Here is a 22,054-nt window from a genome sequence, read left to right as displayed (position 1 = left end):
CACTTCCCGCCCGATGATCCGGGCGTACGGGTGCCAATCAACTGTAGTCATGTCGGTCGCTGCTGCCCTTGGACATTCACATCACCCTGCACGGCCGTCGCGATCTCACCGGCCAGATCTACGGCCAACTGCGCGCGGGCATCGTCGAAGGCCGGCTGGCCGCGAACACGCGGTTGCCGTCCACGCGCGATCTCGCCGTGCAGCTCGGCGTTTCGCGCAAGACCACGCTCGACGTCTTCGAGCGGCTCATCGCCGAAGGTTATCTGCGCACGCGCGCGGGCGACGGCACGTTTGTCGCCGATGGTCTCACGCGCCTGCCCTCCGCGCAGGCCGAACCGGTCTCGGCCCGCGCCCGTGCGACCGGCATCTGGCGCAAGATGCCCGAACGCATGGCGATGCCGATGCCGCCCGCCCACGAAACGCTCGACTGCGATTTCAAGGGCGGCGTGACCGACAAATCGCTCTTTCCCTACGAGGCGTGGCGGCGCTGCCTCTATCAGGCTTTGCGCACGCAGGCGCGCGCGGACGGCGGCGTGGCGGGCTATCGCGACCCGGGCGGTGAACAGGAACTGCGGCTCGGCATCGCGCGTTATCTCGGGTTCAGCCGCGCGGTCGCGTGCAACTGGCAGGACGTGATCGTCACGCAGGGCGCGCAGCAGGCGCTCGATCTGCTCGCGCGCGTCACGATCCAGCCGGGCGATGTCGTCGCGCTCGAGGAACCCGGCTATCCGCCGGCGCGTGCGCTGTTCGCGGCGCTCGGCGCACGGATCGCGCATGTGCCGGTCGATGGCGAGGGCATCGTCGTGAAAAAGCTGCCGCGCAATACCCGGCTCGTCTACGTGACACCGTCGCACCAGTTTCCGCTCGGCATGCCGATGAGTCTCGACCGGCGCGTCGAATTGCTCGAGTGGGCCGCGAAGCGCGGCGCGGTGATCGTCGAGGACGACTACGACGGCGAGTTCCGCTTCGAGGGCAGGCCGGTGGAATCGCTGAAAAGTCTGGATCGGGCGGGACTGGTCGCGTATGTGGGCACGTTTTCGAAGACGCTCTTTCCCGATTTGCGGCTCGGCTACGTCGTGCCGCCCGCGACGCTGTCCGAACCGATCTGGAACGCGAAGCAAACCTGCGACTGGCACAGCTGCATGCTGACGCAAACGGCGCTCGGCGCGTTCATGCTCGACGGCGAATACGCGAAGCACCTGCGCCGCATGCACAAGGCGTACGCACAACGCCGCGCGATCCTGATCGACAGCCTGAGCGACGAGCTTGCGCCCTGGTTCGAGCCGCTGCCGTCGACGGCGGGCATCCATCTCGTCGCGCGGCTTGCCGGATCGCTGCGAGAGGACGATGTGGTCGCGGCGGCGCGCGCGGTGTCGGTCGGGCTGTATGGAATCCGCGCGTTCTACGCGGGCGAGCCGGCGCAACAAGGCGTGCTGCTCGGCTATGGCGGAACGGACGCCGCGGCGATCGAACGCGGCATGAAGCGCCTCGCCGCGCTCATGCCGACGCTCGCCCGCTAGCTTCGCGGCATCACTGATCGCACAGCAGCAAGAGCTTTTCCTGTGCGCTGCAACTCGCCTTCTTGGGCTTCTGCGCGGCCGCTTCCGCGTCGCGCGCGGCGACCCTGCGCGCCGGCGCCTGCGATTGCTCCGCCGCCGTGCGCTGCGCGATGCACGCGCGCAGGTGCTTCTCCATCGGCGGATAGTACTTCCAGCCGCGCGTGAGCGGCGGCAGTTCGAGGTGCACCTGTTTCCACTTCGGATGGCCGTTGGCCTGCAGCGTGTCGAAGTTCGTGCACAGCGAATCCGCGAATTTCGACAGCGCGCCGACCGTGCCGCGCAAGCCATAGTCGTAGGTCACGAGGAAGGCCTTCACGGTGAGCGTCGGCGTGTCTTCCTGAATCCAGTTCGGATAGCTCGACGTGCGGATCGTCGCGGGGAAATAGGTCTGCTTCGCGCGCGCGGTTTCGGGCGCGCTGGAATCGAGGCGCAGCAGCTTGATCTGTTTCAGCAGTTCGGGATTCATGTCCTGAAAGAGCTTCGCCGGCTGGCCCGCGACGATCACCGCCACGTCGATCTTGCCGACGATCAGCCGCGCGAGCGAATCCTCGTTGTTGAGATGCTGCTCGTTCGCATCGGCGATCGGCTCGCCGAACATCAGCCGATACAGCGTCTCGGCCGATTGCGCCGTGCCGCTGCCGATCGGCCCGACGCTGATGTTCTTGCCCTTGATCTCGTGGATGAACTTCATCGGCGAGTCCGCGCGCGTCACGAAGTAAATCTCCTCGTCATAGAGCGGCATGATGAGCCGCAACGGCTTGATGATCTTGCCCGCGTCTGCATTGCCGGAGGTCGCCATGTCCATGTACGCCTGATACACGTCCGACTGCACGAGCGCGAACTTCACGCCGGGCTCGTAGCGCATGCGCTGCACGTTTTCAGCCGATCCCTTCGACGGCAGCACTTCCAGCTCGATGCCCGCCGGTTCGGCCACATACTTCGACAAGTCCTGGCCGATCTGGATATACGTGCCGCGTTCCTGACCCGTCGTGATCTTGTAGGGGATCGGATCGGCGGCGAAGCTCGACCCCGCGCCGATCAGCCCGGCGATGGCAAGGAGCGCGAGCGCACCCCGTGCGGCGTTGCGCATGCTTTTTGTGGTGAACATGATTGACCCTTGATCGTAGTTGGACGGGTGCTTTTGAAACTCGCGCGACGCGGATCTCGTCAGCGAAGCGCGCAATTCGCTCATGCCCGGTCACTCACATGCGGCTCGGCGCAAAGGTGCGGGTCCGCGTGCTTGCCGTGCGTGGTTGTTGTCTCTGCGTGTTCTTGTACTTGGGTCGTTCTTTCGGTTTTTTCAGCGCGACGGCTTCGAAGCCGGGTCGCCGCCGCTCCAGCCGTATTGCTTGATGGCGCGCTCGAGCTCCTCGGACTTGTCGGAGTCCAGACGCGAACCCGCCGGCGCGGTGGCGAACTGGGGCGACGCGCTGGCGCTCGCCTGCGTGCCGCGCGGCGACGCGTTCGTCTGCGCGACGGGCTGGCCCACGGCCGGCAGGACGCGCTGCACCGCCGGAGTCTGCGTGACGGGTTGCGCTGCTGCGGCCGCGGGCGGGCGCGGCACGGCGGCTTGCATCGTTGCCGCGGAAGGCGGCAGCGCGCTGCTCTGGTTGCCGGATTGCGGCGGCCGCGGCACGGCGGCCCGCGCGGCCGGCGCCGAAGGTTGCGGCGGATCTTCACCGAGGTAATACGCGCCACGCGGATTGGCCGGGCGAGCGGCCTGCGCGGGCGGCTCATCGCCGAGATAGTAGGGCGCGCGCGGATTTGCGGAACGCGGGCTCGCCGCGGCGGACGGCTGCGCGTCTTCGTCGCCGAGATAGTAGGGCGTGCGCGCCGCCTGCGTGACGGGAGCCGGAGCGGTTCTCGCCGCCGGCTGCGATGGCGCGGGCGCAGCGGCCTGCGTCGTCGCCTGCGCCGAGGGCGCGGGCGCGGCCGCCTGCGTGGGCGCTTGCGCGGCGGGCGCGGGCTTTGTCATCGTCGTGGCGACGGTAGGCGCGGCGGGCGGTGCGATCGTCATCGCGGTGATCGCGGCGGTGGCCGCCTGAGCACGCGCGATCTTCTCGGCACGGGATTCGTAGGCGGCTTCGTCGTCGGTCTGGCGCGCGGCGGCGCTGCGTTGACCCGCACGCCGCTCCACGGGGGGGCGCTGCGCGAAGATGTTCGGCTTCGTCGTTGGCGCGCCCGCTGCAACGTTTGCCTGTGCGGGAAGCGGCGCGGGCGGGGCGGCGGCCGCTGCCGTGTTCGTCGCGTCGGGCGTATTCGCGGCGGCCGGCGGTGGCGTCGTGCCCGGCACCTTTTTGGCGAGCGCCGCCGCTGCCGTCGGCGCGAGCCATCCCGCGTGGGAGACCACGCGTTCGAGCATGGTCTGGGATTCCATGTTGCTGCCGTCGAGCGCGAGTGCCTCGCCCGCGTTCTGCTGCACGCAGGCCCACGCCGAGGTCCGCTCGCAGGCGCGTGCGAGCTGCAACGCGGCGTCACGCTGCGCTTCACGCTTGACCAGTTCGTCTTTCAGGCTTTCGTAGTCCGCACGCGCCTGTTGCTGCGCCGGAAGAACTCTGAGGCGCGCGCGGGCGGTAGCGAGATCGTGTTGATCCAGCGCGGCGCGTACGCCTTGCAGCGTATCGCCGGAGGTGAGTGCGCGCGCATCGGCCAGGACGCGATGTTCGGCGGCAGCCGGCGCGTCCGTCGCGCCGCGCATGAGCGAACCGACCTTGGAGTCGATCGCGCCCGAGACGCTGTGATCGGCTGACGGCGTGCCGCCGCCGTCGGAATCGCCGAGCTGGTAATAGAACATGGCGCCGAGCAGCAGTACGAGCCCGCATGCGCTCGCAATGACCGTCTTCTTCGTGTTCCAGCGCTCGGAGCCGGGCAGGGCATCGGGATCGTTGCCGGAGTCGGCATAGGCGTTGCGTGCCGACTCCTCGGCGCGGCGCGCGCGATATTCCGCCGCCTTCTGAGCGATGCGCTCGCTCGCGCGCTCGGTCCAGCGAGGGCGCAGGCCCGGCTCGACACGCTCGGTGCCATCGGAGCCGATCGCAGAAGACGCCGATGCCGATGCCGATGCCGATGCCGATGCCGATGCGAGCGGCGCGGCCGCTTCTTCGAAAACATTCTTGCGCGGCTTGCCCGAGGCGGTCTCGCGCTGCTGGCCGAACGCGGCGTTGCGGTCGGCGCCGCAATTGGGGCAACTGTCGGCGTTTTTGCGCACCGTGCTGCCGCACCGCTGGCAGACGACGGAGAACATGGATGCGGGGAACGTCAGACGCGTGGTCATGCTGGAGCCCTCGAAGGACATGTGCGTGAGGTTGCCAAAATCGCGTGGCCGCCAATGCGCGCCGGGTCGTCGCGCCTGTACGCAGGAACGCAGTCCCGCAACAGCAATCCTTCGTATTCTCTCACCGCGCGCCATGCGCGCCGGCGGGAACGAATTCCGACTATGGTTCAAGCGCTATCGGACGTCAATTGCCTTTCGCACCTATTTCCGGCCCCCACGACTTAAGCGACTACACCATTGTGTCGTGCCTCGTAGGCCGTCTGGCGCATGCGACGCCTGACCGGGCCGCGCAAAGCGTCTCGCTTCTCTCGCTCACGATATTTCTGACATTTTGGGATCGCGCCGGCGGTTTTGAACCGCCAATCCTTAGCCGTTAGCCGACAAGGCCGCGCGATGGCCGGATAACCCACTGATGCCAAAGCGTTTCCCGCGCTCGCCGAAGCGTTGTTCCGCGCCCACGCCGGGCGTTTAAACACGATTTGATCGAATCGACGGATGCCGATAAGCCATTGATAAGCGATCCGAAGTATTGCGAAAAAATCCGCAGAGTCCGCAAACGACGAAGGCCGCGACGCGAATGTCGCGCCGCGGCCCTCGTCAGGCTGACCGGAAGCCGAAGCCTTACTCGGCCAGTTGCAGCTTGCCGTCGATGCGGCGGTTCAGGCCGAGCGGATTGTCCGTCTTCAATGCGTCGGGCAGGAGCGCGTCAGGCAGATCCTGATAGCTCACCGGACGCAGGAAGCGGTTGATCGCGAGGCTGCCGACGGAGGTCGAGCGGCCATCGGCCGTGGACGGGAACGGGCCGCCGTGAACCATCGCGTGGCCGACTTCCACGCCGGTGCCGAAGCCGTTCACCAGCAGACGGCCGGTGCGGCGTTCGAGCGCGGGCAGGACGCGCTTTGCATCGGCGTAGTCCGCCTCGTCGATGTGCAGCGCCGAGGTCAACTGGCCTTCCAGCGATTCGACCAGATCCAGCATGGTTGCGAGATCCGGGCAACGCACGACGAGGGACGACGCGCCGAAGATCTCTTCCTGCAGTTCGTGGCTTGCGCGGAACGCGTCGGCGGTGGTGACGAACAGCGCCGACTGGCCCTGATTCTCGCCTTTCGCCTCGACGCCGCGCGCGGCGGTCGTCACGCCCGCATGTTCGGCGGCGCGCTCGACGGCGCCCTGATAGGTCTTGCAGATGCCCGGCGTGAGCATCGTCTGCGCGGCGGTTTCCGAAAGCGCTGCTGACGCCGCCGCGATGAACTTGTCGAGATCCGGACCGTCGACGGCAAGCACCAGGCCTGGATTCGTGCAGAACTGGCCCGCGCCGAGCACGAGCGAACCCACGAACGCCTTGGCAATGGCTTCGCCGCGGTTCTTGAGCGCCGCCGGGAACAGCAGAACCGGGTTGATGCTGCTCATTTCCGCGTAGACGGGAATCGGCTCGGTGCGGGCTGCCGCGAGTTTCATCAGCGCCGTGCCGCCGCCGCGCGAGCCGGTGAAGCCGGCCGCCTTGATGCGGTTGTCCTTGACGAGGCCCTGGCCGACGTCACGGCCGCTGTCGAACAGGAGCGAGAACGTGCCTTCGGGCATGCCGCAATCTTTCACCGCTTTTTGCACCGCGCGGCCGACCAGCTCCGCCGTGCCAGGATGCGCCGAGTGCGCCTTGACGATGACGGGGCAGCCGGCTGCGAGTGCCGAAGCCGTATCGCCGCCCGCGACCGAGAATGCGAGCGGGAAGTTGCTCGCGCCGAACACGGCGACCGGGCCGACGCCGATGTGGCGCAGGCGCAGATCGACGCGCGGCAGCGGCTTGCGCTCGGGCTGCGCGGGATCGATGCGCACGCCGAGGAAGTCGCCGTTGCGGACCACGTCCGCGAACATGCGCAACTGGCCGACCGTGCGGCCGCGCTCGCCTTCGAGGCGCGCACGCGGCAGGCCGCTTTCGATCATGCAGCGCTCGATCAGGTCGTCGCCGATCTCGAGGATGTTCTGCGCGATCGTTTCAAGAAACTTCGCGCGCGCCTCGGGCGCGGTTTCGCGATAAACGTCGAACGCGGCCCATGCGAGGGCGCACGCGCGGTCGAGATCGGCGAGCGTCGCGCCGCCGAAAGCCGGTTCGATGGCCGCGCCGGTCGACGCGTTGACGGCCTTGATCGAGCCGTTCGAGCCGAAAACCGATTGCTGACCGATGAGCAGGTTGCCAGTGAGTTGCATGTTGTCTCGTCCTTCCTTTGAATGATCGTGGCGGCCAGTTGTACGATGACTGCCTCATGCCCGACTATACGGCGTTGCGCGTGGCTCGTATACTGAAACCTCTCCATCGCTTGATCGCTTTTAGGAATCACCTCGCGCGCTCCCGCAGGCCGACGAATGAAGAACACGCTCGATGTATTGATGTCGCGGCTGCGCATGAAGCAGTTGCAGTTGCTGATCGCGCTGGACGACCACAAATCGCTGCACAAGGCGTCGAGCGCAATGGCGATGACGCAATCCGCCGCGAGCAAGGCGCTCGCCGAACTCGAATCGATGCTGGAGGCGCCGCTCTTCGAGCGCGCGAAGAGCGGACTGATTCCGAATCCGTTCGGCCGCTGCGTGGTGCGCTACGCGCGCGTGCTGGCCGCCGATCTGAACGCGCTGTGCCAGGAAGTCGCGCAAATCCGCGCGGGCACGGGCGGGCGCCTGACGGTCGGCACGATCATGGGCGCGGTGCCGGGCGTCGTCGCGCCGATCGTCAATGAGATGCACGCGAGGCACCCCGATCTCGCCATCGAGATCGTCGAGGATACAAGTGCGCGCATGCTGCCGATGCTCGACGACGGCCGCGTCGATCTCGTGATCGGCAGGTCGAGCGTGTCGGATCAGCCGTCGAAATATCACTATCAGCCGCTCGCGGACGAGCCGCTTTGCATCGTCGTCGGCCACGCTCACGAGCGCACGGGCGAAGAGGACGTCCGTTTCGCGGATCTCGCCCGTTACCGCTGGGTCACCTATCCGAGCTACATGCCGATGAGCGCGCTGCTCGAGCGCGAGCTCGATCTCGCCGGCCTGCCGATGCCGTCAAACCCGATTTCTACCGCCTCGCCGCTCATGACCGTGACGCTGCTGCAGGAGAGCCCGGAACTCGTGTCGATCCTGCCGGCAAGCGTCGCGAAGGTTTTCGAGCGTCACGGCATGCTGCGCATCCTCCCGGTGCGCATGAAATCGAAGTCGCAGACCTACGGCATCGTCACGCGCAAGGGCGGGGAACTCTCGCCGGCCGCGCGCCAGTTCGTGCAGATGCTGCGCGAGCAGAGCCGGCCGCATTGAGATTCAGCGCGTCGCGACGATGAAGATGCGCGGGAAGGGCAGCAGCACCGTGCCGTCGTCGAGCACCGCGTAGGCCGCTTCCAGCCCGGCGCGATAGCGCTCGAGGAACGCGGTCGTTTCCTGTGCATCGAGCTTTGCGAGGAACGGCCGCAGCCCGCTGCCCTTGAACCATTCGATGACAGCATCGACGCCGCCCGCGAGCGGGTGATGGTACGTGGTGCGCCACACGTCGACGCCCGCGCAATGCGGTTTGAGCAGCGAGTAATACGCATCCGCCCGATAGCGCGCGGTGCGTTCCACGCCTTTCAGCTTGTCGCGCCACGGACCGTCGGCGGCGGTTTCGCGCATCAGCCGATGCGCGGGCTCGTCGAGGTTGTCCGGCATCTGCACGGCCAACTGGCCGCCCTTCGACAATTTGCCGACGAGCGATGGAAACACCGTCTCGTGATCGGGCACCCACTGCAGCGACGCGTTCGCGAGGATCAGATCGAACGGGCCTTCGCCCTGCCACGCGGAAATATCGGCGAGTTCGAATTCGACGTCCCGGAGGCGCTTTCTCGCCGACTCGATCATGTCGCTGGAATTATCGACGCCGACGACGCGCGCGTGCGGCGCGTAGTCGACAAGCGTTTCGGTCGAGTTGCCGGGGCCGCAGCCGAGATCCACCGCCGTGCGCGCCGCCTTTGCCTGCGTCGCGTTCAGGAGGTCCCGCACGGGGCGCGTGCGCTCCGCTTCGAAGAGCGTGTACTGGCGGGCCTGCCAGTCGGCCGAGGATGTCGTCATATCGGGCTCCGGTCGATTGTGTGAAGGGAACAGGCGCAATTCTGCACGTTCCAGCCGATCTGTCGATCGTATGCGTGCCGAAACCTCGTGGCGGAATTTGAAAGGAACACTGAATCCAGTGCCCGATCGAGGCTTCAGGGAAAGTCTCGGAAAGTTCAAGGGAAGACTGGGATATGCACCATCGGCGCGGGCATCGCGCCTATACTGGCGAAGCATTCGCGTGCGGCCGCGGGCGACACCGGGACGTGCTTTCGACTGCATATCACGATCACCGCGCGCCGTCCTCCGGCGCCTTAAGCAATCGGGGGCTCGCAGATGAACGACACGTCGGTCGGCTTGAAGGGTCTCGTTGCCGCGCTGCGCGAGCAACAACACGCACTCACCGAGCGATGGATGAAGCTCGTGTTCGGCGATCAGGAAGTCGAACATTCCGATCAACTCACCTACCGGCAGCTCGCGGATCATCTGCCGAGCATCTTCGAGGAAATCTGCGTCGTGCTGGAATCGCGCAATCTGCGCGACCAGGAAGGCGCGATCGAGCGCGACGCGCGCCAGCACGGGCAATGGCGCTGGCAGCAGGGCTATCGTGTGGACGAACTCGTGCGCGAGCTCGATCTGTTCCGTCAGGCGCTGCTGCTCGCGATCGGCGAGTACGCCAGCACGCACGAGGATTTGTCCCGCGCCGACGAGGAGCACGCGCGCCTCATGACCGACGAGGTGGTGAGCTTCGTCACGCTCGCGTCGATACGCGAGGCGATTGGCGAGCGCGATCGCAAGATCGACGAATACACCGGCATGCTGGAGCGCGCGAACTACGAACTGACGCTGCGGCAGAAACTCATCGGCGATCTCTATGAGACGCGCATGCAGATCGCGCGGCGCGTCGCGCACGATCTGCGCAACTTCCTGAACGTGTTTTCGACGGCGCTGCAGCTCGCCGGGCGCTCGCCCGCGAAGCGCGATACGGCGCTCGGTCTCGCGAACCGGCAGGTCGCCGACATGGCGACGCTCGTCGACGAAATGGTCGAATATTCGAAAGTGCTCGGCGACGATTCGCTGTTCACGGTCGAGCCGTTCGATCTCGTCGGCCTGTTCGACGAACTGATGCAGGCGTGCCGCGTCTCGACCGAGGCGAAGGGGCTCAAGCTCATCGGCCAGTTCGATCCGGCGCTCGGCGCGGTGACGTCGAACCGGCTGAAGGTCAAGCAGGTCGCGCTGAATCTGCTGACGAACGCGATCAAGTACACGTCGTCGGGCGAGATCGTCCTGGCGATCGCGGCGGCGCCCGATGAGCAATGGAAGCTGCGCGTCGCCGACACGGGCGTGGGCATCGGCGCGGCGGATCAGGAGCGCGTGTTCCAGGAATTCGAGCGCGCCGCCGATGACGACATTCCCGGCGCGGGACTCGGGCTTGCGATCGTCAAGGAATTGTCGCGCACACTGGAAGGCGAGTTGCGGTTCCAGTCGGCGAAAGGCCACGGCAGCGTGTTCGAGGTGACGTTCCCGATGGTGCTGAAGCCGAAGCCCGCGCAAACCAGATAAAAAAGGCGAACGGGTTGCCCCGTCCGCCTTCCGGTCACTACGACGCCCGCTACGCTCAGGCCGCCGCTTCTTCTTCGACCACTGCCTCGTCTTCCACCGACGCGCGGATCAGATGATCGAACGCCGACAGCGATGCCTTCGCGCCGTCGCCGGCCGCGATCACGATTTGCTTGTACGGCACCGTCGTCACGTCGCCGGCGGCGAACACGCCCGGCAGCGAGGTCGCGCCCTTCGCGTCGACGACGATCTCGCCGTGCTTCGACAGTTCCACCGTGCCCTTCAGCCATTCGGTGTTCGGCACGAGGCCGATCTGCACGAACACGCCTTCCAGCTCGACATGCTGGCTCACACCTGTCGCGCGCTCCGTGTACGTGATGCCGTTCACTTTCTTGCCGTCGCCGGTGATTTCGGTCGTCTGCGCCTGCGTGACGATGGTCACGTTCGACAGGCTGCGCAGCTTCTTCTGCAGCACTGCATCGGCGCGCAGCTCGTTGCCGAACTCGATCAGCGTGACCGCCGAGACGATGCCCGCGAGATCGATCGCCGCTTCCACGCCGGAATTCCCGCCGCCCACCACCGCGACGCGCTTGCCCTTGAAGAGCGGGCCGTCGCAGTGCGGGCAGTACGCCACGCCGCGGCCGCGATACTCGCGCTCGCCCGGCACGTTGATCTCACGCCAGCGCGCACCGGTCGACAGAATCACCGTCTTCGCCTTCAGCACCGCGCCGCTCGCCAGATGGATCTCGTTGATGCGGCCCGGCACGAGCTTTTCGGCGCGCTGCACGTCCATCACGTCGACTTCATAGCTTTTCACGTGCTCTTCGAGCGCGGTCGCGAACTTCGGTCCTTCGGTCTCTTTCACGGAGACGAAGTTTTCGATCGCCATCGTGTCGAGCACCTGGCCGCCGAAGCGCTCCGCGACGACGCCCGTCGCGATGCCCTTGCGCGCCGAATAAATCGCCGCCGCCGCGCCTGCGGGACCGCCGCCGACGATCAGCGTGTCGAAAACCGGCTTGTTTTCCAGTTCCTTCGCCGCGCGCGCCGATGCACCCGTGTCCAGTTTCGCCAAGATTTCCTTTACGCCCATGCGGCCTGAACCGAAGCTGTCGCCGTTGACGAACATCATCGGCACGGACATGACCTGGCGGTCTTCCACTTCCTTCTGGAACAGCGCGCCGTCGATCGCGACGTGCTTGATGCGCGGGTTGATGATCGCCATCACGTTCAGCGCCTGCACCACTTCCGGGCAGTTCTGGCACGACAGCGAGAAATACGTCTCGAACGCGTAGTCGCCGTCGAGATTGCGAATCTGCTCGATGGTGGCGTCGTCGAGCTTGATCGGGTGGCCGCCGGCTTGCAGAAGCGCAAGCACGAGCGACGTGAATTCATGGCCCATCGGAATGCCGGCGAACCGGATGCCCGCGGGCTTGCCCGCCTCGCCGATGGTGAAGGACGGACGACGCACGCTGGCGTCCTCTTTCTCGACGACGCTGATCTGGTGCGACAGCGAGGCGATTTCGCCGAGCAGGCTTTTCAGCTCGCGCGATTTGTCGCCGTCGTCGAGGAAGGCGACGAGTTCGATCGGCCGGGTGACTTTTTCCAGATACGCTTTTAATTGATTCTTGAGATTGGCGTCGAGCATGGCGATGTCCGTTCCTTGACTTTGGGTGGTGCAGACGCACCTCGCCGCGACGCTGCGTTTATCGCAGCGCCGGACGAAGGCGTCTTTAGGGGTGAACCTGCCGCTGAACCGCGGCAGATCCGATGCAGCGCTCGTAAAAAACGAGACTTAGATCTTGCCGATCAGGTCCAGCGACGGGGTCAGCGTTTCAGCGCCCGGCGTCCACTTGGCGGGGCACACCTGGCCCGGGTTCTTCGCGATGTACTGAGCAGCCTGAACCTTGCGGAGCAGTTCGCCGGCGTCACGGCCGATGCCGTTGTCGTGCACTTCGCACAGCTTGATCTCGCCTTCCGGATTGATCACGAACGTGCCGCGCAGCGCCAGGCCTTCTTCCTCGATCAGCACGTCGAAGTTGCGCGAGATCGCGAGCGTCGGGTCGGCCACCATCGGGTACTTGATCTTCTGGATCGTGTCCGACGTGTCGTGCCATGCCTTGTGCGTGAAGTGCGTGTCGGTCGAGACCGAGTAGATTTCCACGCCCAGCTTCTTGAATTCTTCGTAGCGGTCAGCCAGGTCGCCCAGTTCCGTCGGGCACACGAACGTGAAGTCGGCCGGGTAGAACACGAACACCGACCACTTGCCCTTCAGGCTCTCATCGGTGACGGTCACGAATTCGCCATTGTGATAGGCGGTTGCTTTGAACGGCTTGACTTGGCTGTTGATGATAGGCATTACCAGGTTCCTTTTGGAGTGGTGTTGAAGAAGTAGGTGAACTATACAGGAAAACTATCGCTCCTGCGAAGTGGATTGATTTTATTGTCGGGATAGCTCGGAGCTATCGGCGCCATATTTGTCGTTTTCCCGCATGAGGCATTCTGATTGCGCGCGTCCCTTGCAGGTTCCTCGAGGGCACTTCGTCGCTTCACTTTTATCCAGGAGGCAGTATGAAAATCGGAATTATCGGCGCCGGGAATATCGGTTCCGTGCTCGCGCTGCGGTTCAGCGAGAACGGCCACGACGTGCGCATCGCCAATTCGCGCGGACCGGCGTCGCTCGCGGACATCGAACGCGAGACCGGTGCGACGGCCGTGCAAGCGCGCGACGCGGTGAAGGATGCGGACGTCGTCGTCGTGACGATTCCGCAGGCAAAAGTGCCGAATCTGCCGAAAGACCTGTTTGCGGGCGTGCCGGCGAGCGTCGTCGTCATCGACACGGGCAACTATTATCCGCAGCAGCGCGACGGTCGTATCGATGGCATCGAGAAGGGCACACCGGAAAGCCGCTGGGTCGAGCAGCAGATCGGGCGGCCGGTCGTGAAGGCCTTCAACAATATCTACGCGGATCATCTGCGCAATCGCGGCAAGCCTCCGGGTACGCCCGGGCGCATCGCGCTGCCGGTCGCGGGCGACGACGCGAAGGCGAAAGCCGTCGTGATGAAGCTCGTCGATGAAATCGGCTTCGATCCCGTCGATGCAGGCGAAATCGACGATTCATGGCGACAGCAGCCCGCAACGCCCGTCTATACCGGCGATTTCGACGCAGCCGGCGTGCGCGCTGCGCTGCAAAAGGCCGACCCGGTGCGCAAGCCCGAATGGCGCGCGACGGATAGAAGTCCCGGCAATTTCGAGAATCCGGCGTGACAGAGGGCGTGAGAGCGGGAGTGAGAGAACGCGTTCGATAAGCGGAACGCCCGTACGGGAAAGCGGGGGAAGCGGCGCGTGCCGTGAGACAATCTGCAAACTTTCCCGATGGGCTTTAACATGACCAGCCGGGCTGGCGCGATGAGCACGATCCATCGGGCCCGCGTCCGGCGTCGTGGACTCGCAGATTGACCTATGAAAACCGCTTCTCCCCCGCAGGACGTGCAGGACCCGCAACACCGCTTCGGCGAGTGCGACGAGTGCGCGGATGTCGAACTCGTGGCGACCGCCACCATTCCGACGCGCTACGGCACCTTCGATTCCTACGTCTATCGCGTGAAGCACACGGATGTCGAACACATCGCGTTCGTGATGGGCGACGTGAGCAACGGCGAATCGGTGCTGACGCGCCTGCATTCCGAATGCGTGACCGGCGATGTGTTCGGCTCGTACCGCTGCGATTGCGGGGAGCAACTCGATCTGGCGCTGCGTTATATCGCCGCCGAGGATCGCGGCATCCTGCTGTATCTGCGCGGCCATGAAGGGCGCGGCATCGGCCTCGCAAACAAGATCCGCGCGTATGCGCTGCAGGAGCAGGGGCTCGATACCGTCGATGCGAACCTGCATCTCGGCCTGCCCGACGACGCCCGCGAATACGATTCCGCCGCCGCGATCCTGCGCTCGATGAACGTGAAGTCGGTGCGCCTCATGAGCAACAATCCGTCGAAGTTCGACACGCTGCTCAAGCACGATATTCCCGTGTCCGAACGCGTCGCGCTCGCCATCCCGATGCGCGAGGAAAACGAGCGCTACATCAAGACGAAGCAGGCGCGCTTCGGGCATTACTTCGACGAAAACGAATAACGCCTGCGCTCACTGCGCGTCGTGAAAGATCACGCCGAGCATATGCCGCCGCCCCGATCTCAGGCGGCTCACGCCGTGCTTCATGTTCACCCGGTACGGCCCGCGCGTGCCCTGCACCGGCCGATGATGCACCGCGAAAAACACCGCATCGCCTTGTGAAAGAGGCACGGCTTCTACACGTGACTGCATTCTCGGACGCTGCTCCGTCATCACGAACTCGCCGCCGGTGAAATCCCGGCCGGGCGCGGAAAGCAGGACCGCCATCTGAATTGGAAAGACGTGCTCGCCGTAGAGATCCTGATGCAGGCAGTTGAAATCGCCGGGCACGTAACGTAGCAGGAGCGGCGTCGGCCGTGTCTGCCCCGCGCGGTGACAGCGCTCGATGAACGCGGCGTGCTCGCGCGGATAGCGCGTTTCGACGCCCATCACCTCATTCCAGCGATTGGCGATCGGCGCAAGATGCGGATAGACCGCGCGGCGCGCGCGCTCCAGCGTTTCGGGCAGCGGATAGGCGAAGTACTTGTATTCGCCGCGCCCGAAGCCGTGGCGTTCCATCACGACGCGGCTGCGAAAGATGCCGTCGCGATCGTATAGCGCGGCGAGCGCCTCGCATTCGTCGCGCGAAAAGAGCGCGGGCGCGGTGGCGCAGCCGAAGCTATCGAGTTGCGCTTCGAGATCGGCCCAGTCGAGCGCGTCGATGCGTTCGCCGATATCGTCTGCCGTCGCGCGTTCGAGCACCTTCATGTCGTTTCTCCGGATGGGCGTTAATTGCCTGCAGTGTGCGCCACGCGCGCTGCGCACGCACTCCGGGTCTTGCTGCGCAATTCGGAACGACGCGCCTTCAATGCGCCGTCGCGGTCTCCGCGATGCGCTCCTTCAACGCGGCCTTGCGCGCCGCCATCCTCGCGCCGAGCGCGACGAGATCCATTTGCGTCCTGCGCACTTCGGGGAACAGCGTCGTTTCCTCTTCCTCGATGTGATGCGTCGCGTTCTCCTTGAGTACCTTGAAAGTCGCATCGAAACCGTCGTCGCCCGCCTTCAGGCTCGCGAACCGTTCGATCAGCGTCTTGACCAGAAAATGCTCGACGTAGGCTTCGTCCACATCGATGCGCTGATCTGCGCCGAGCGCCTCCTGGGCGGCGGGATACAGCATTTCTTCTTCGACGATCGCGTGGATCGTGAGCAATTCGCACGCGCGCTGGGCGAGCGTGTTCTTGCGTTCGAAATCGTTGCGTTCCGCGCGCTCGAACGCATCGAACAGTTGTTCGATGGCGCGGTGATCGGCTTCGAGCACGTCGAGCGCATCGATGGGTCGCGGGGTATGAGCGGCAGACATGTGGGTTCTCCTTTAATGGGCTCTCTCGACCCTGCCGGGACATCTTCGTGTCCCTGAGGCGCCTGAGAGCAGCAAGACGAATGCCCGCGATAGACCCGTTAACGGCGGCACCGTGCGCGTCTAGATAGTCGGATTTCCCGATACGCCCAGGTCACGTTGCCGCAGCACTTTCACCTGCCACCACGCGGGTAGCAGGCGCCGGACTTCCGCGCGCGCGAAGCGGTCGTCGATCAGATAGAGCACGCCGCGATCGAGCGGCCCGCGGATCACACGCCCGGCCGCCTGCACGACTTTCTGCAAGCCGGGAAAAAGATACGTGTATGCGTAGCCCTCGCCGAACGCCTCGTGCATGCGCGCTTTCATTTGCTGATTGACAGGATTGAGCTGCGGCAGACCGAGCGTCGCAACGAACGCGCCGATGAGCCGCGTGCCGGGCAGATCGATCGCTTCGCCGAACGCGCCGCCGAGCACCGCGAAACCGACGCCGCGCCCGCCGGCCACGAAACGCGCGAGAAACTCGCGTTGCGCCGCTTCGCTCATCGCGCGGGATTGCTGCCAGCATGGAATCGACGGATGACGGAGCGCGAGCGCCGCCGCGACTTGCGTCAGATACTCGAAGCTGCTGAAGAAGCTCAGGTAGTTGCCCTCGGCGCTTTCGAGCTGCGCGGCGATGAGGTCGGCGATACGGTCCACCGAGCGCGCGCGGTCGCGATAGCGCGTGGACAGGTCGGCGATTGCGCGCACGTCGAGTTGTTCGGCGCAGAAGGGCGATTCGACGTCGATGCGTACGCTCGACTCCGGCAGGCCGAGCGTATCCGCGTAGAAGTGCGCGGGCGTGAGCGTCGCGGAAAAAAGCGCGACGCTGTGGGCGCGCGCCAGACGCGGCGTGAGATGCGGCGCGGGAATCACGTTGCGCAGGCACAGCACGGCATTGCGTTTTTTGGCGTTTGCACCCACCCGGCCAAGCGTGATGTCGAAGATCGAATGCGAACCGAAGCGTTCCGCGATGCGCGTGAAATGCATGGCATCGAAATAGAAGCGCAAGATTTCGGGCGTGAAGACGTCGGGCTGCTCGCCGAGCGTTTCCGTCATCAGCGAGACGGCTTGCCCCAGCGCCGTGAGCAGGCGCGCGGGCGGTTCCGCATGTGCCGCGTATTCGATGTTCGCCGCGTCCTGTTCACGCGTCACTTCGCTCCAGCTTCGCGCGACGCGGCCGAGCGCCTGCTTCAGCAAAACGGGCGCGCCGCGACGCATCGCATTGAAGGCGGCCTGATCGAGCGTCGCGGAATACATGCCGCGCGCCCGTTCGACGAGGTTATGCGCTTCGTCGACGAGCACCGACACGCGCCAGCGATTCGCCTCCGCGAGCGCGAAGAGCATGGCGCTCGTATCGAAGTAATAGTTGTAGTCGCCGACGATCACGTCGCCCCAGCGCGACAGTTCCTGGCTCAGATAGTACGGACAGACTTCGTGCTCTCGTGCGACCTCGGCAACCGACGCGCGGTCGAGCTGCGCGCAGTCGAGGGCGGCGGCACGCGCCCCGGGCAGGCGATCGTAGAAGCCCCGCGCGAGCGGACACGACTCGCCGTGGCACGCGCGATCGGGGTATTCGCAAGCCTTGTCGCGCGCAACGAGTTCGACGACGCGTAACGGCCTGGCGGCGAGCGTCGTCAGCGCATCGAGCGCGAGCTGCCGTCCCGCGCTCTTCGCCGTGAGAAAGAAGATCTTGTCGAGCCGCTGGCCCGGCCACGCCTTCAGCAGCGGAAAGAGCGTGCCGACCGTTTTGCCGATGCCGGTCGGCGCCTGCGCCGCGAGACAGCGGCCGGACACCGCCGAGCGATACACCGCTTCCGCGAGTGCGCGCTGGCCGGGCCGAAAATCCGCGTGAGGAAACACGAGTGCTCTGAGCGCGTCATCGCGCGCCGCGCCGTGCGCCAGCTCCTGTTCTGCCCACGCGATGAAGCGCTCGCACTGCGCCGCGAAATGCGTCGCGAGCGCTTCGGCGGTCTGCGTTTCGACGAGCACGCTCTCGGTCTGATCGACGATATCGAAATACACGAGCGCGACCTCGATGGCGTCGAGCCCGAGCTTGCGGCACATCAGATGCGCATAGACACGCGCCTGCGCCCAATGCAGATGACGATGATTCTGCGGCATCGATTCGAGCTTGCCGCGATGCGTCTTGATCTCTTCGAGACGGTTGAGCGCGGGATCGTACCCGTCGGCGCGGCCGCGCACGAAGAGCGGCCCGTAGGTTTCCGAAAGCGATATTTCCTTCTGATATCCGGCCGGCCGGCGGCTCGTCACCGCGACGTGGCCCGCGACGCCTTCCTGCGCGCTTGGCGTGGGCGTGAAGCGCAGATCGAGGTCGCCCTGTTTCGCGGTGAACTCGCAGAGCGCGCGCACGGCGACGGTGTAGGCGGGCTCGGATACTGTATGCATGTACAGCAGTCTAGCATGGGCGAATCGGCCGCAAAGGCCTTCTACGACGCGGCGCGCAGAAGTTCTCCGAGCGTTTTCACGGCGCCCTCGACCTGCGGCGACCACGGATGGCCGAAGTTGATGCGCACGTAATTCCCGAACGCGTGACGCGCGGAGAAGATCGGTCCGGGTGTCACGTTGATGCCATGTTCGAGTCCGCGCTTGTGCAACTGCATCGCGTCGACATGCTCGGCCAGTCGCAGCCAGAGGAAATAGCCGCCCTCCGGCTGCTGATGCGCGACCTCCGGCGGCAGCCAGCGCGCGATGGCGTGTTCCATCGCACCGCGCTGCGTGAGAAGCGCGCCGCGCAGCTTGCGCAGGTGTTTGTCGAAGCCGCCGTGCTGAAGATAGTCGGCGATGCCCGCCTGAACCGGGATGCTGGTCGAGATGCTCGTCATCAGCTTGAGCCGGCGGATCGCGTCGGCGAAGCGGCCCGCCGCGACCCAGCCGAGCCGGTAACCCGGCGCGAGCGTCTTCGACAGCGACGCGCAATGCATCACGAGACCTGTCGTATCGAAGGCTTTCGCGGGCGGCGGACGATCCGGCGCGAAATGCAGCTCGCCGTAGACATCGTCCTCGATGAGCGGAACGTCATGCTTCGTGAGCAAGCCGACCAGCGCGCGCTTTTTCTCGACGGAGAGCGTCACGCCCGTCGGATTCTGAAAGTTGGTCATGAACCAGCAGGCGCGCACCGGATGCTTGACGAGCGCTTCGGCGAGCACGTCGAGATCGAGCCCTTCTCGCGGATCGACGGGAATCTCGACCGCGCGCAGGCCCAGATGCTCGACCGCCTGCAACGCCGCGTAGAAGCAGGGCGATTCGATGGCGACGACATCGCCCGGCTTGGTGACGGCCATGAGGCTGAGCGTGAGCGCTTCCATCGCGCCGTTCGTGACGATGAGTTCCTCGACCGGCTGCGCGATGCCCATGCCGATGTAACGCAGTGCGATCTGCCGCCGCAGTTGCTCGTTGCCCGGTGGCATGTCGACGACCGTGCTCCACGGATCGAGCATGCGCGCCGCGTGGCCGAGCGACTTCGCAAGACGTGCCAGCGGAAAGAGTTTCGGCGACGGAAACGCGGAGCCGAGCGGCGCGACGTCCGGACGCTTGACCGCATCGAGCACGGAGAAGACGAGGCTGCTCACGTCGATGGCCGCGGGCTCCGCGAGCGGCGTGGGCGAAGTAGCTTGCGTCGCTACCTTCGCGCCCGGTGCGACGTAATAGCCGGAACGTTCGCGCGCGCGAATCAAGCCCCATTCTTCGAGCAGGTAATACGCGCGAAAGACCGTCGACTGGCCGACGCCGTATTGCGTCGTCAGATGCCGCACCGACGGCAGGCGCGTGCCGACGGGCAGCCGGCCCGCGCGAATCTCGGCGGCCATCGTGTCGGCAAGGGCTTGGTAGCGCTTCATCGCGTGACGTGGGTGAAAGTGCGCGCGAGGGCTTTGCGCGGCGCGAAATTGTCTCATACGGCCTCGCGAAGGAATATCGGCACACCGCCGCGCGTTTAATGGACAAGCGGCTTAATCGCCGTGTCCGCTTTTCAAACCTTTCGGAGGTGCTTCCATGAAGCTCGCCAGAATCGCAACAGTCGTGCTCGCTCTGCTCGCCGGTTTGCTCGCGGGATGTCAGACCGATGGCAGTTCGACATCATCCGGCACGACGTCCGGCAGCGGCAGCAGCGGCGGATATTGAGCGCGACGCCGCTGCCGCCGGGCTTGTCGGCGGCGCAGTTCCGGGCGGCGCTCGCGGCCTTCGCGGCGGCGCTCGGCAGCGACGCGGTGTCGTACGATCCGGCTTCGTATCTTGATCCATTCGCACCCGGCGATGCACTCGCGCACGCGCCGTCCGCTGTCGTGCTGCCGAAGGATGTCGAAGGCGTGCGCGCGGCGCTGGCTGTGGCGAACCGGTATCAGGTGCCGCTCTGGACCGTATCGACCGGACGCAACTTCGCCTACGGCGGCGCCGCGCCGCGCATGCGCGGCTGTGTCGTGCTCGATTTGCGCCGGATGAACCGCATCATCGAGATCGACGAAACGCTGGGTTATGCGCTGGTCGAGCCGGGCGTGACGTATTACGAGCTGCATCGTGCGCTCGGGACACCACGGCGGTTCTGGCTCGATCCGCCTGCGGCCGGCTGGGGCAGCGTGATCGGCAACACGCTCGAACGCGGCTATGGCACGACGCCGTACGGGGACCACGCGGCGCATCAGTGCGGCATGGAGGTCGTGCTTGCAAACGGCGATGTCGTGCGCACCGGCATGGGCGCGATGACGTCGAGCCGTGACTGGCAGGTTTTCAGGAGCGGCTTCGGGCCGTCTTACGACGACATGTTCAAGCAGTCGAACTTCGGCGTCGTCACGAAGCTCGGCATCCGGCTCATGCCCGCGCCCGAGGGCTACATGATCTGCCGCTACGCGTTCGCGCGCGAAGACGATCTCGAACGCGTCGTCGATACGCTGCGTCCGCTCAGAATGGACGGCACGATTCAAAGCAACGCGGTCATCGAAAGCGCGGTGCGCTGGGCCGCGGGCGTATCGACGCGGAAAACCTGGTACGACGGCGAAGGCGCGATGCCCGACGACGCCATCGACGCCATGACGCGCAAGATCGGCATCGGGCGCTGGAATCTGCGCTTCTGTTTATATGGACCGCCGTCGCTCGTGAAGGCGCGGCGCGATATCGTGCGGGCGCGTTTTCAGCCGATCGCGGGCGCGACGCTCTTCGAGATGCCGTATCGCGATGCATCCCTCGAACCCGAGGGCGGCGGCGATCGTGCGCAAGTCGGCATTCCCGGACTCGAAGCGTTCAATCTGCTGAACTGGCGCGGCGGCACAGGCGCGCATATCGATTTTTCGCCGATCTGCCCGCCGATCGGACGCGATGCCGTCAAGCAGGTCCGCATGGTTCGCGAGCGCGCCGCGCAATTCGGCTTCGATTACTACGGCGGTTTCACGGCGGGCGAGCGCGCGATGCATCACATCTTCGCGGCGATTTTCGATCGCGACGATCCGAAGCAATCGCACGCTGCCGGCGCGCTGATCGAAACGCTGATCCGCGAGGCGGGCGCGGCCGGCTACGGGCAATATCGGACGCATCTCTCGTATATGGATCTGGCCGCCGCGCAATACGACTTCAACGATCACGCGCTGATGCGACTGTCCGGCACGATCAAGACGGCGCTCGATCCGAACGGGATTCTGTCGCCGGGCAAACAGGGCATCTGGCCCGCGAAGCGTTCGGACGTCGCAAAAGGAGAAGGGCGATGACCACGACGCGGCGCGCGTTTCTCATCGCGGCGGGCACATCGGGATTGCCGTGGATTGCTTTTGGCGGCGCGACGCGGACATCGGCGCGCATCTGGGTCGTCGATGAAGCGTTGCCGCAAAGCCGCGTCCTCGTGCGGCGGGCGCGTCTGACGAACGGGCGCGTCCAATCCCTGTCGGGCGATGCGGGCTGGCTGTGGATCGAGCGCTTGTCTGAAGAAGCGATCTCGTCGCCGCACCCGATCGGCGGATTGACGCGCTTCGCCGACGCGTTCGTGTTGTCGCGACTCGGCGCGGGGATCGGCATGCGCACAACGCACCATCGCGCGTTCGATGACGGCGCCGTGCTCTGGACGCTCGAACGTTGCTGAAACGCGTTCGGTAGAATGAG

Annotated in this window: 18 protein-coding genes; 8 read left to right on the top strand and 10 right to left on the bottom strand. The window is 65.5% G+C overall.

From position 1 onward, the window contains the following. Window positions 1-68: 68 nt before the first annotated feature. Window positions 69-1,520 (top strand): PLP-dependent aminotransferase family protein, encoded by a 1,452-nt coding sequence (locus tag NCS58_RS19190; protein ID WP_061118065.1) that lies wholly within the window; start codon window positions 69-71, stop codon window positions 1,518-1,520. A 10-nt stretch (window positions 1,521-1,530) separates the two neighbouring features. Here the strand turns inward: NCS58_RS19190 and NCS58_RS19185 are convergent, their stop codons facing one another. The 3 genes from NCS58_RS19185 to NCS58_RS19175 all read right to left on the bottom strand — a co-directional run bounded on the left by NCS58_RS19185 (window position 1,531) and on the right by NCS58_RS19175 (window position 7,038). Next, window positions 1,531-2,667: a TAXI family TRAP transporter solute-binding subunit gene (locus tag NCS58_RS19185; protein ID WP_086961029.1), complete on the bottom strand. Its 1,137-nt coding sequence runs from the start codon at window positions 2,665-2,667 to the stop codon at window positions 1,531-1,533. A 192-nt stretch (window positions 2,668-2,859) separates the two neighbouring features. Then, a complete protein-coding gene (locus NCS58_RS19180; protein WP_250538854.1) occupies window positions 2,860-4,833 on the bottom strand; it encodes a zinc ribbon domain-containing protein in 1,974 nt (657 codons plus the stop codon). A 621-nt stretch (window positions 4,834-5,454) separates the two neighbouring features. Further along, entirely contained in the window at window positions 5,455-7,038 is a 1,584-nt protein-coding gene (locus NCS58_RS19175; protein WP_061118067.1) for an aldehyde dehydrogenase (NADP(+)), read from the bottom strand. A gap of 156 nt (window positions 7,039-7,194) precedes the next feature. On the opposite strand from NCS58_RS19175, the gene NCS58_RS19170 reads away from it, so the two are divergent. Then, window positions 7,195-8,130, top strand: coding sequence for a LysR family transcriptional regulator (locus NCS58_RS19170; protein WP_061118068.1), 936 nt, complete (start codon window positions 7,195-7,197; stop codon window positions 8,128-8,130). A 3-nt stretch (window positions 8,131-8,133) separates the two neighbouring features. Here the strand turns inward: NCS58_RS19170 and tam are convergent, their stop codons facing one another. Further along, on the bottom strand, window positions 8,134-8,913 hold the full coding sequence (gene tam, locus NCS58_RS19165) for a trans-aconitate 2-methyltransferase (RefSeq protein WP_061118069.1): 780 nt from the start codon (window positions 8,911-8,913) through the stop codon (window positions 8,134-8,136). A gap of 315 nt (window positions 8,914-9,228) precedes the next feature. On the opposite strand from tam, the gene NCS58_RS19160 reads away from it, so the two are divergent. Next, window positions 9,229-10,455: a sensor histidine kinase gene (locus NCS58_RS19160; protein WP_061118070.1), complete on the top strand. Its 1,227-nt coding sequence runs from the start codon at window positions 9,229-9,231 to the stop codon at window positions 10,453-10,455. 55 nt (window positions 10,456-10,510) lie between these two features. Here NCS58_RS19160 and ahpF read toward each other — a convergent pair whose 3' ends face one another. Both ahpF and ahpC read right to left on the bottom strand, forming a co-directional pair. Further along, entirely contained in the window at window positions 10,511-12,097 is a 1,587-nt protein-coding gene (ahpF, locus tag NCS58_RS19155; RefSeq protein WP_061118071.1) for an alkyl hydroperoxide reductase subunit F, read from the bottom strand. A gap of 147 nt (window positions 12,098-12,244) precedes the next feature. Continuing rightward, the gene (ahpC, locus tag NCS58_RS19150; RefSeq protein WP_061118072.1) at window positions 12,245-12,808 is read right to left on the bottom strand and encodes an alkyl hydroperoxide reductase subunit C; all 564 of its coding nucleotides are present in this window, start codon (window positions 12,806-12,808) and stop codon (window positions 12,245-12,247) included. A 212-nt stretch (window positions 12,809-13,020) separates the two neighbouring features. On the opposite strand from ahpC, the gene NCS58_RS19145 reads away from it, so the two are divergent. Together NCS58_RS19145 and ribA are read left to right on the top strand one after the other, a co-directional pair. After that, window positions 13,021-13,716, top strand: a complete 696-nt coding sequence (locus tag NCS58_RS19145) for an NADPH-dependent F420 reductase (RefSeq protein ID WP_061118073.1) — start codon at window positions 13,021-13,023, stop codon at window positions 13,714-13,716. 195 nt (window positions 13,717-13,911) lie between these two features. Then, the gene (gene ribA, locus NCS58_RS19140) at window positions 13,912-14,580 is read left to right on the top strand and encodes a GTP cyclohydrolase II (RefSeq protein WP_061118074.1); all 669 of its coding nucleotides are present in this window, start codon (window positions 13,912-13,914) and stop codon (window positions 14,578-14,580) included. Window positions 14,581-14,589: 9 nt separating this feature from the next. On the opposite strand, the gene NCS58_RS19135 is transcribed toward ribA, so the two are convergent. The 4 genes from NCS58_RS19135 to NCS58_RS19120 form a co-directional block, all read right to left on the bottom strand. Further along, window positions 14,590-15,324 (bottom strand): 2OG-Fe(II) oxygenase, encoded by a 735-nt coding sequence (locus NCS58_RS19135; RefSeq protein ID WP_061118075.1) that lies wholly within the window; start codon window positions 15,322-15,324, stop codon window positions 14,590-14,592. A 97-nt stretch (window positions 15,325-15,421) separates the two neighbouring features. After that, window positions 15,422-15,916 carry a hemerythrin domain-containing protein gene (locus NCS58_RS19130; protein ID WP_061118076.1) on the bottom strand — a complete coding sequence of 165 codons (495 nt, stop codon included), beginning with the start codon at window positions 15,914-15,916 and terminating at the stop codon, window positions 15,422-15,424. Window positions 15,917-16,036: 120 nt separating this feature from the next. Then, on the bottom strand, window positions 16,037-18,358 hold the full coding sequence (locus NCS58_RS19125) for an ATP-dependent DNA helicase (protein WP_061118077.1): 2,322 nt from the start codon (window positions 18,356-18,358) through the stop codon (window positions 16,037-16,039). 41 nt (window positions 18,359-18,399) lie between these two features. Beyond that, on the bottom strand, window positions 18,400-19,809 hold the full coding sequence (locus NCS58_RS19120; RefSeq protein WP_061118078.1) for a PLP-dependent aminotransferase family protein: 1,410 nt from the start codon (window positions 19,807-19,809) through the stop codon (window positions 18,400-18,402). Window positions 19,810-19,963: 154 nt separating this feature from the next. Between NCS58_RS19120 and NCS58_RS34190 the strand changes: the two genes are divergently transcribed. Genes NCS58_RS34190 through NCS58_RS19110 form a run of 3 tightly spaced genes read left to right on the top strand, consistent with a single transcriptional unit; the run spans window position 19,964 to window position 22,034 of the window. Continuing rightward, on the top strand, window positions 19,964-20,092 hold the full coding sequence (locus tag NCS58_RS34190) for a hypothetical protein (RefSeq protein ID WP_284502295.1): 129 nt from the start codon (window positions 19,964-19,966) through the stop codon (window positions 20,090-20,092). Continuing rightward, the gene (locus tag NCS58_RS19115; RefSeq protein ID WP_086961006.1) at window positions 20,089-21,666 is read left to right on the top strand and encodes an FAD-binding oxidoreductase; all 1,578 of its coding nucleotides are present in this window, start codon (window positions 20,089-20,091) and stop codon (window positions 21,664-21,666) included. The genes NCS58_RS34190 and NCS58_RS19115 overlap by 4 nt, the downstream gene beginning before the upstream one ends. Further along, on the top strand, window positions 21,663-22,034 hold the full coding sequence (locus tag NCS58_RS19110; protein WP_061118079.1) for a hypothetical protein: 372 nt from the start codon (window positions 21,663-21,665) through the stop codon (window positions 22,032-22,034). Before NCS58_RS19115 ends, NCS58_RS19110 begins: the two co-directional genes overlap by 4 nt. Window positions 22,035-22,054: the final 20 nt, after the last annotated feature.

It is taken from the genome of Caballeronia sp. INML3B (assembly GCF_023631305.1).
Classification (GTDB): domain Bacteria; phylum Pseudomonadota; class Gammaproteobacteria; order Burkholderiales; family Burkholderiaceae; genus Caballeronia; species Caballeronia turbans.
This window is presented reverse-complemented; position numbering and strand designations above follow the sequence as displayed.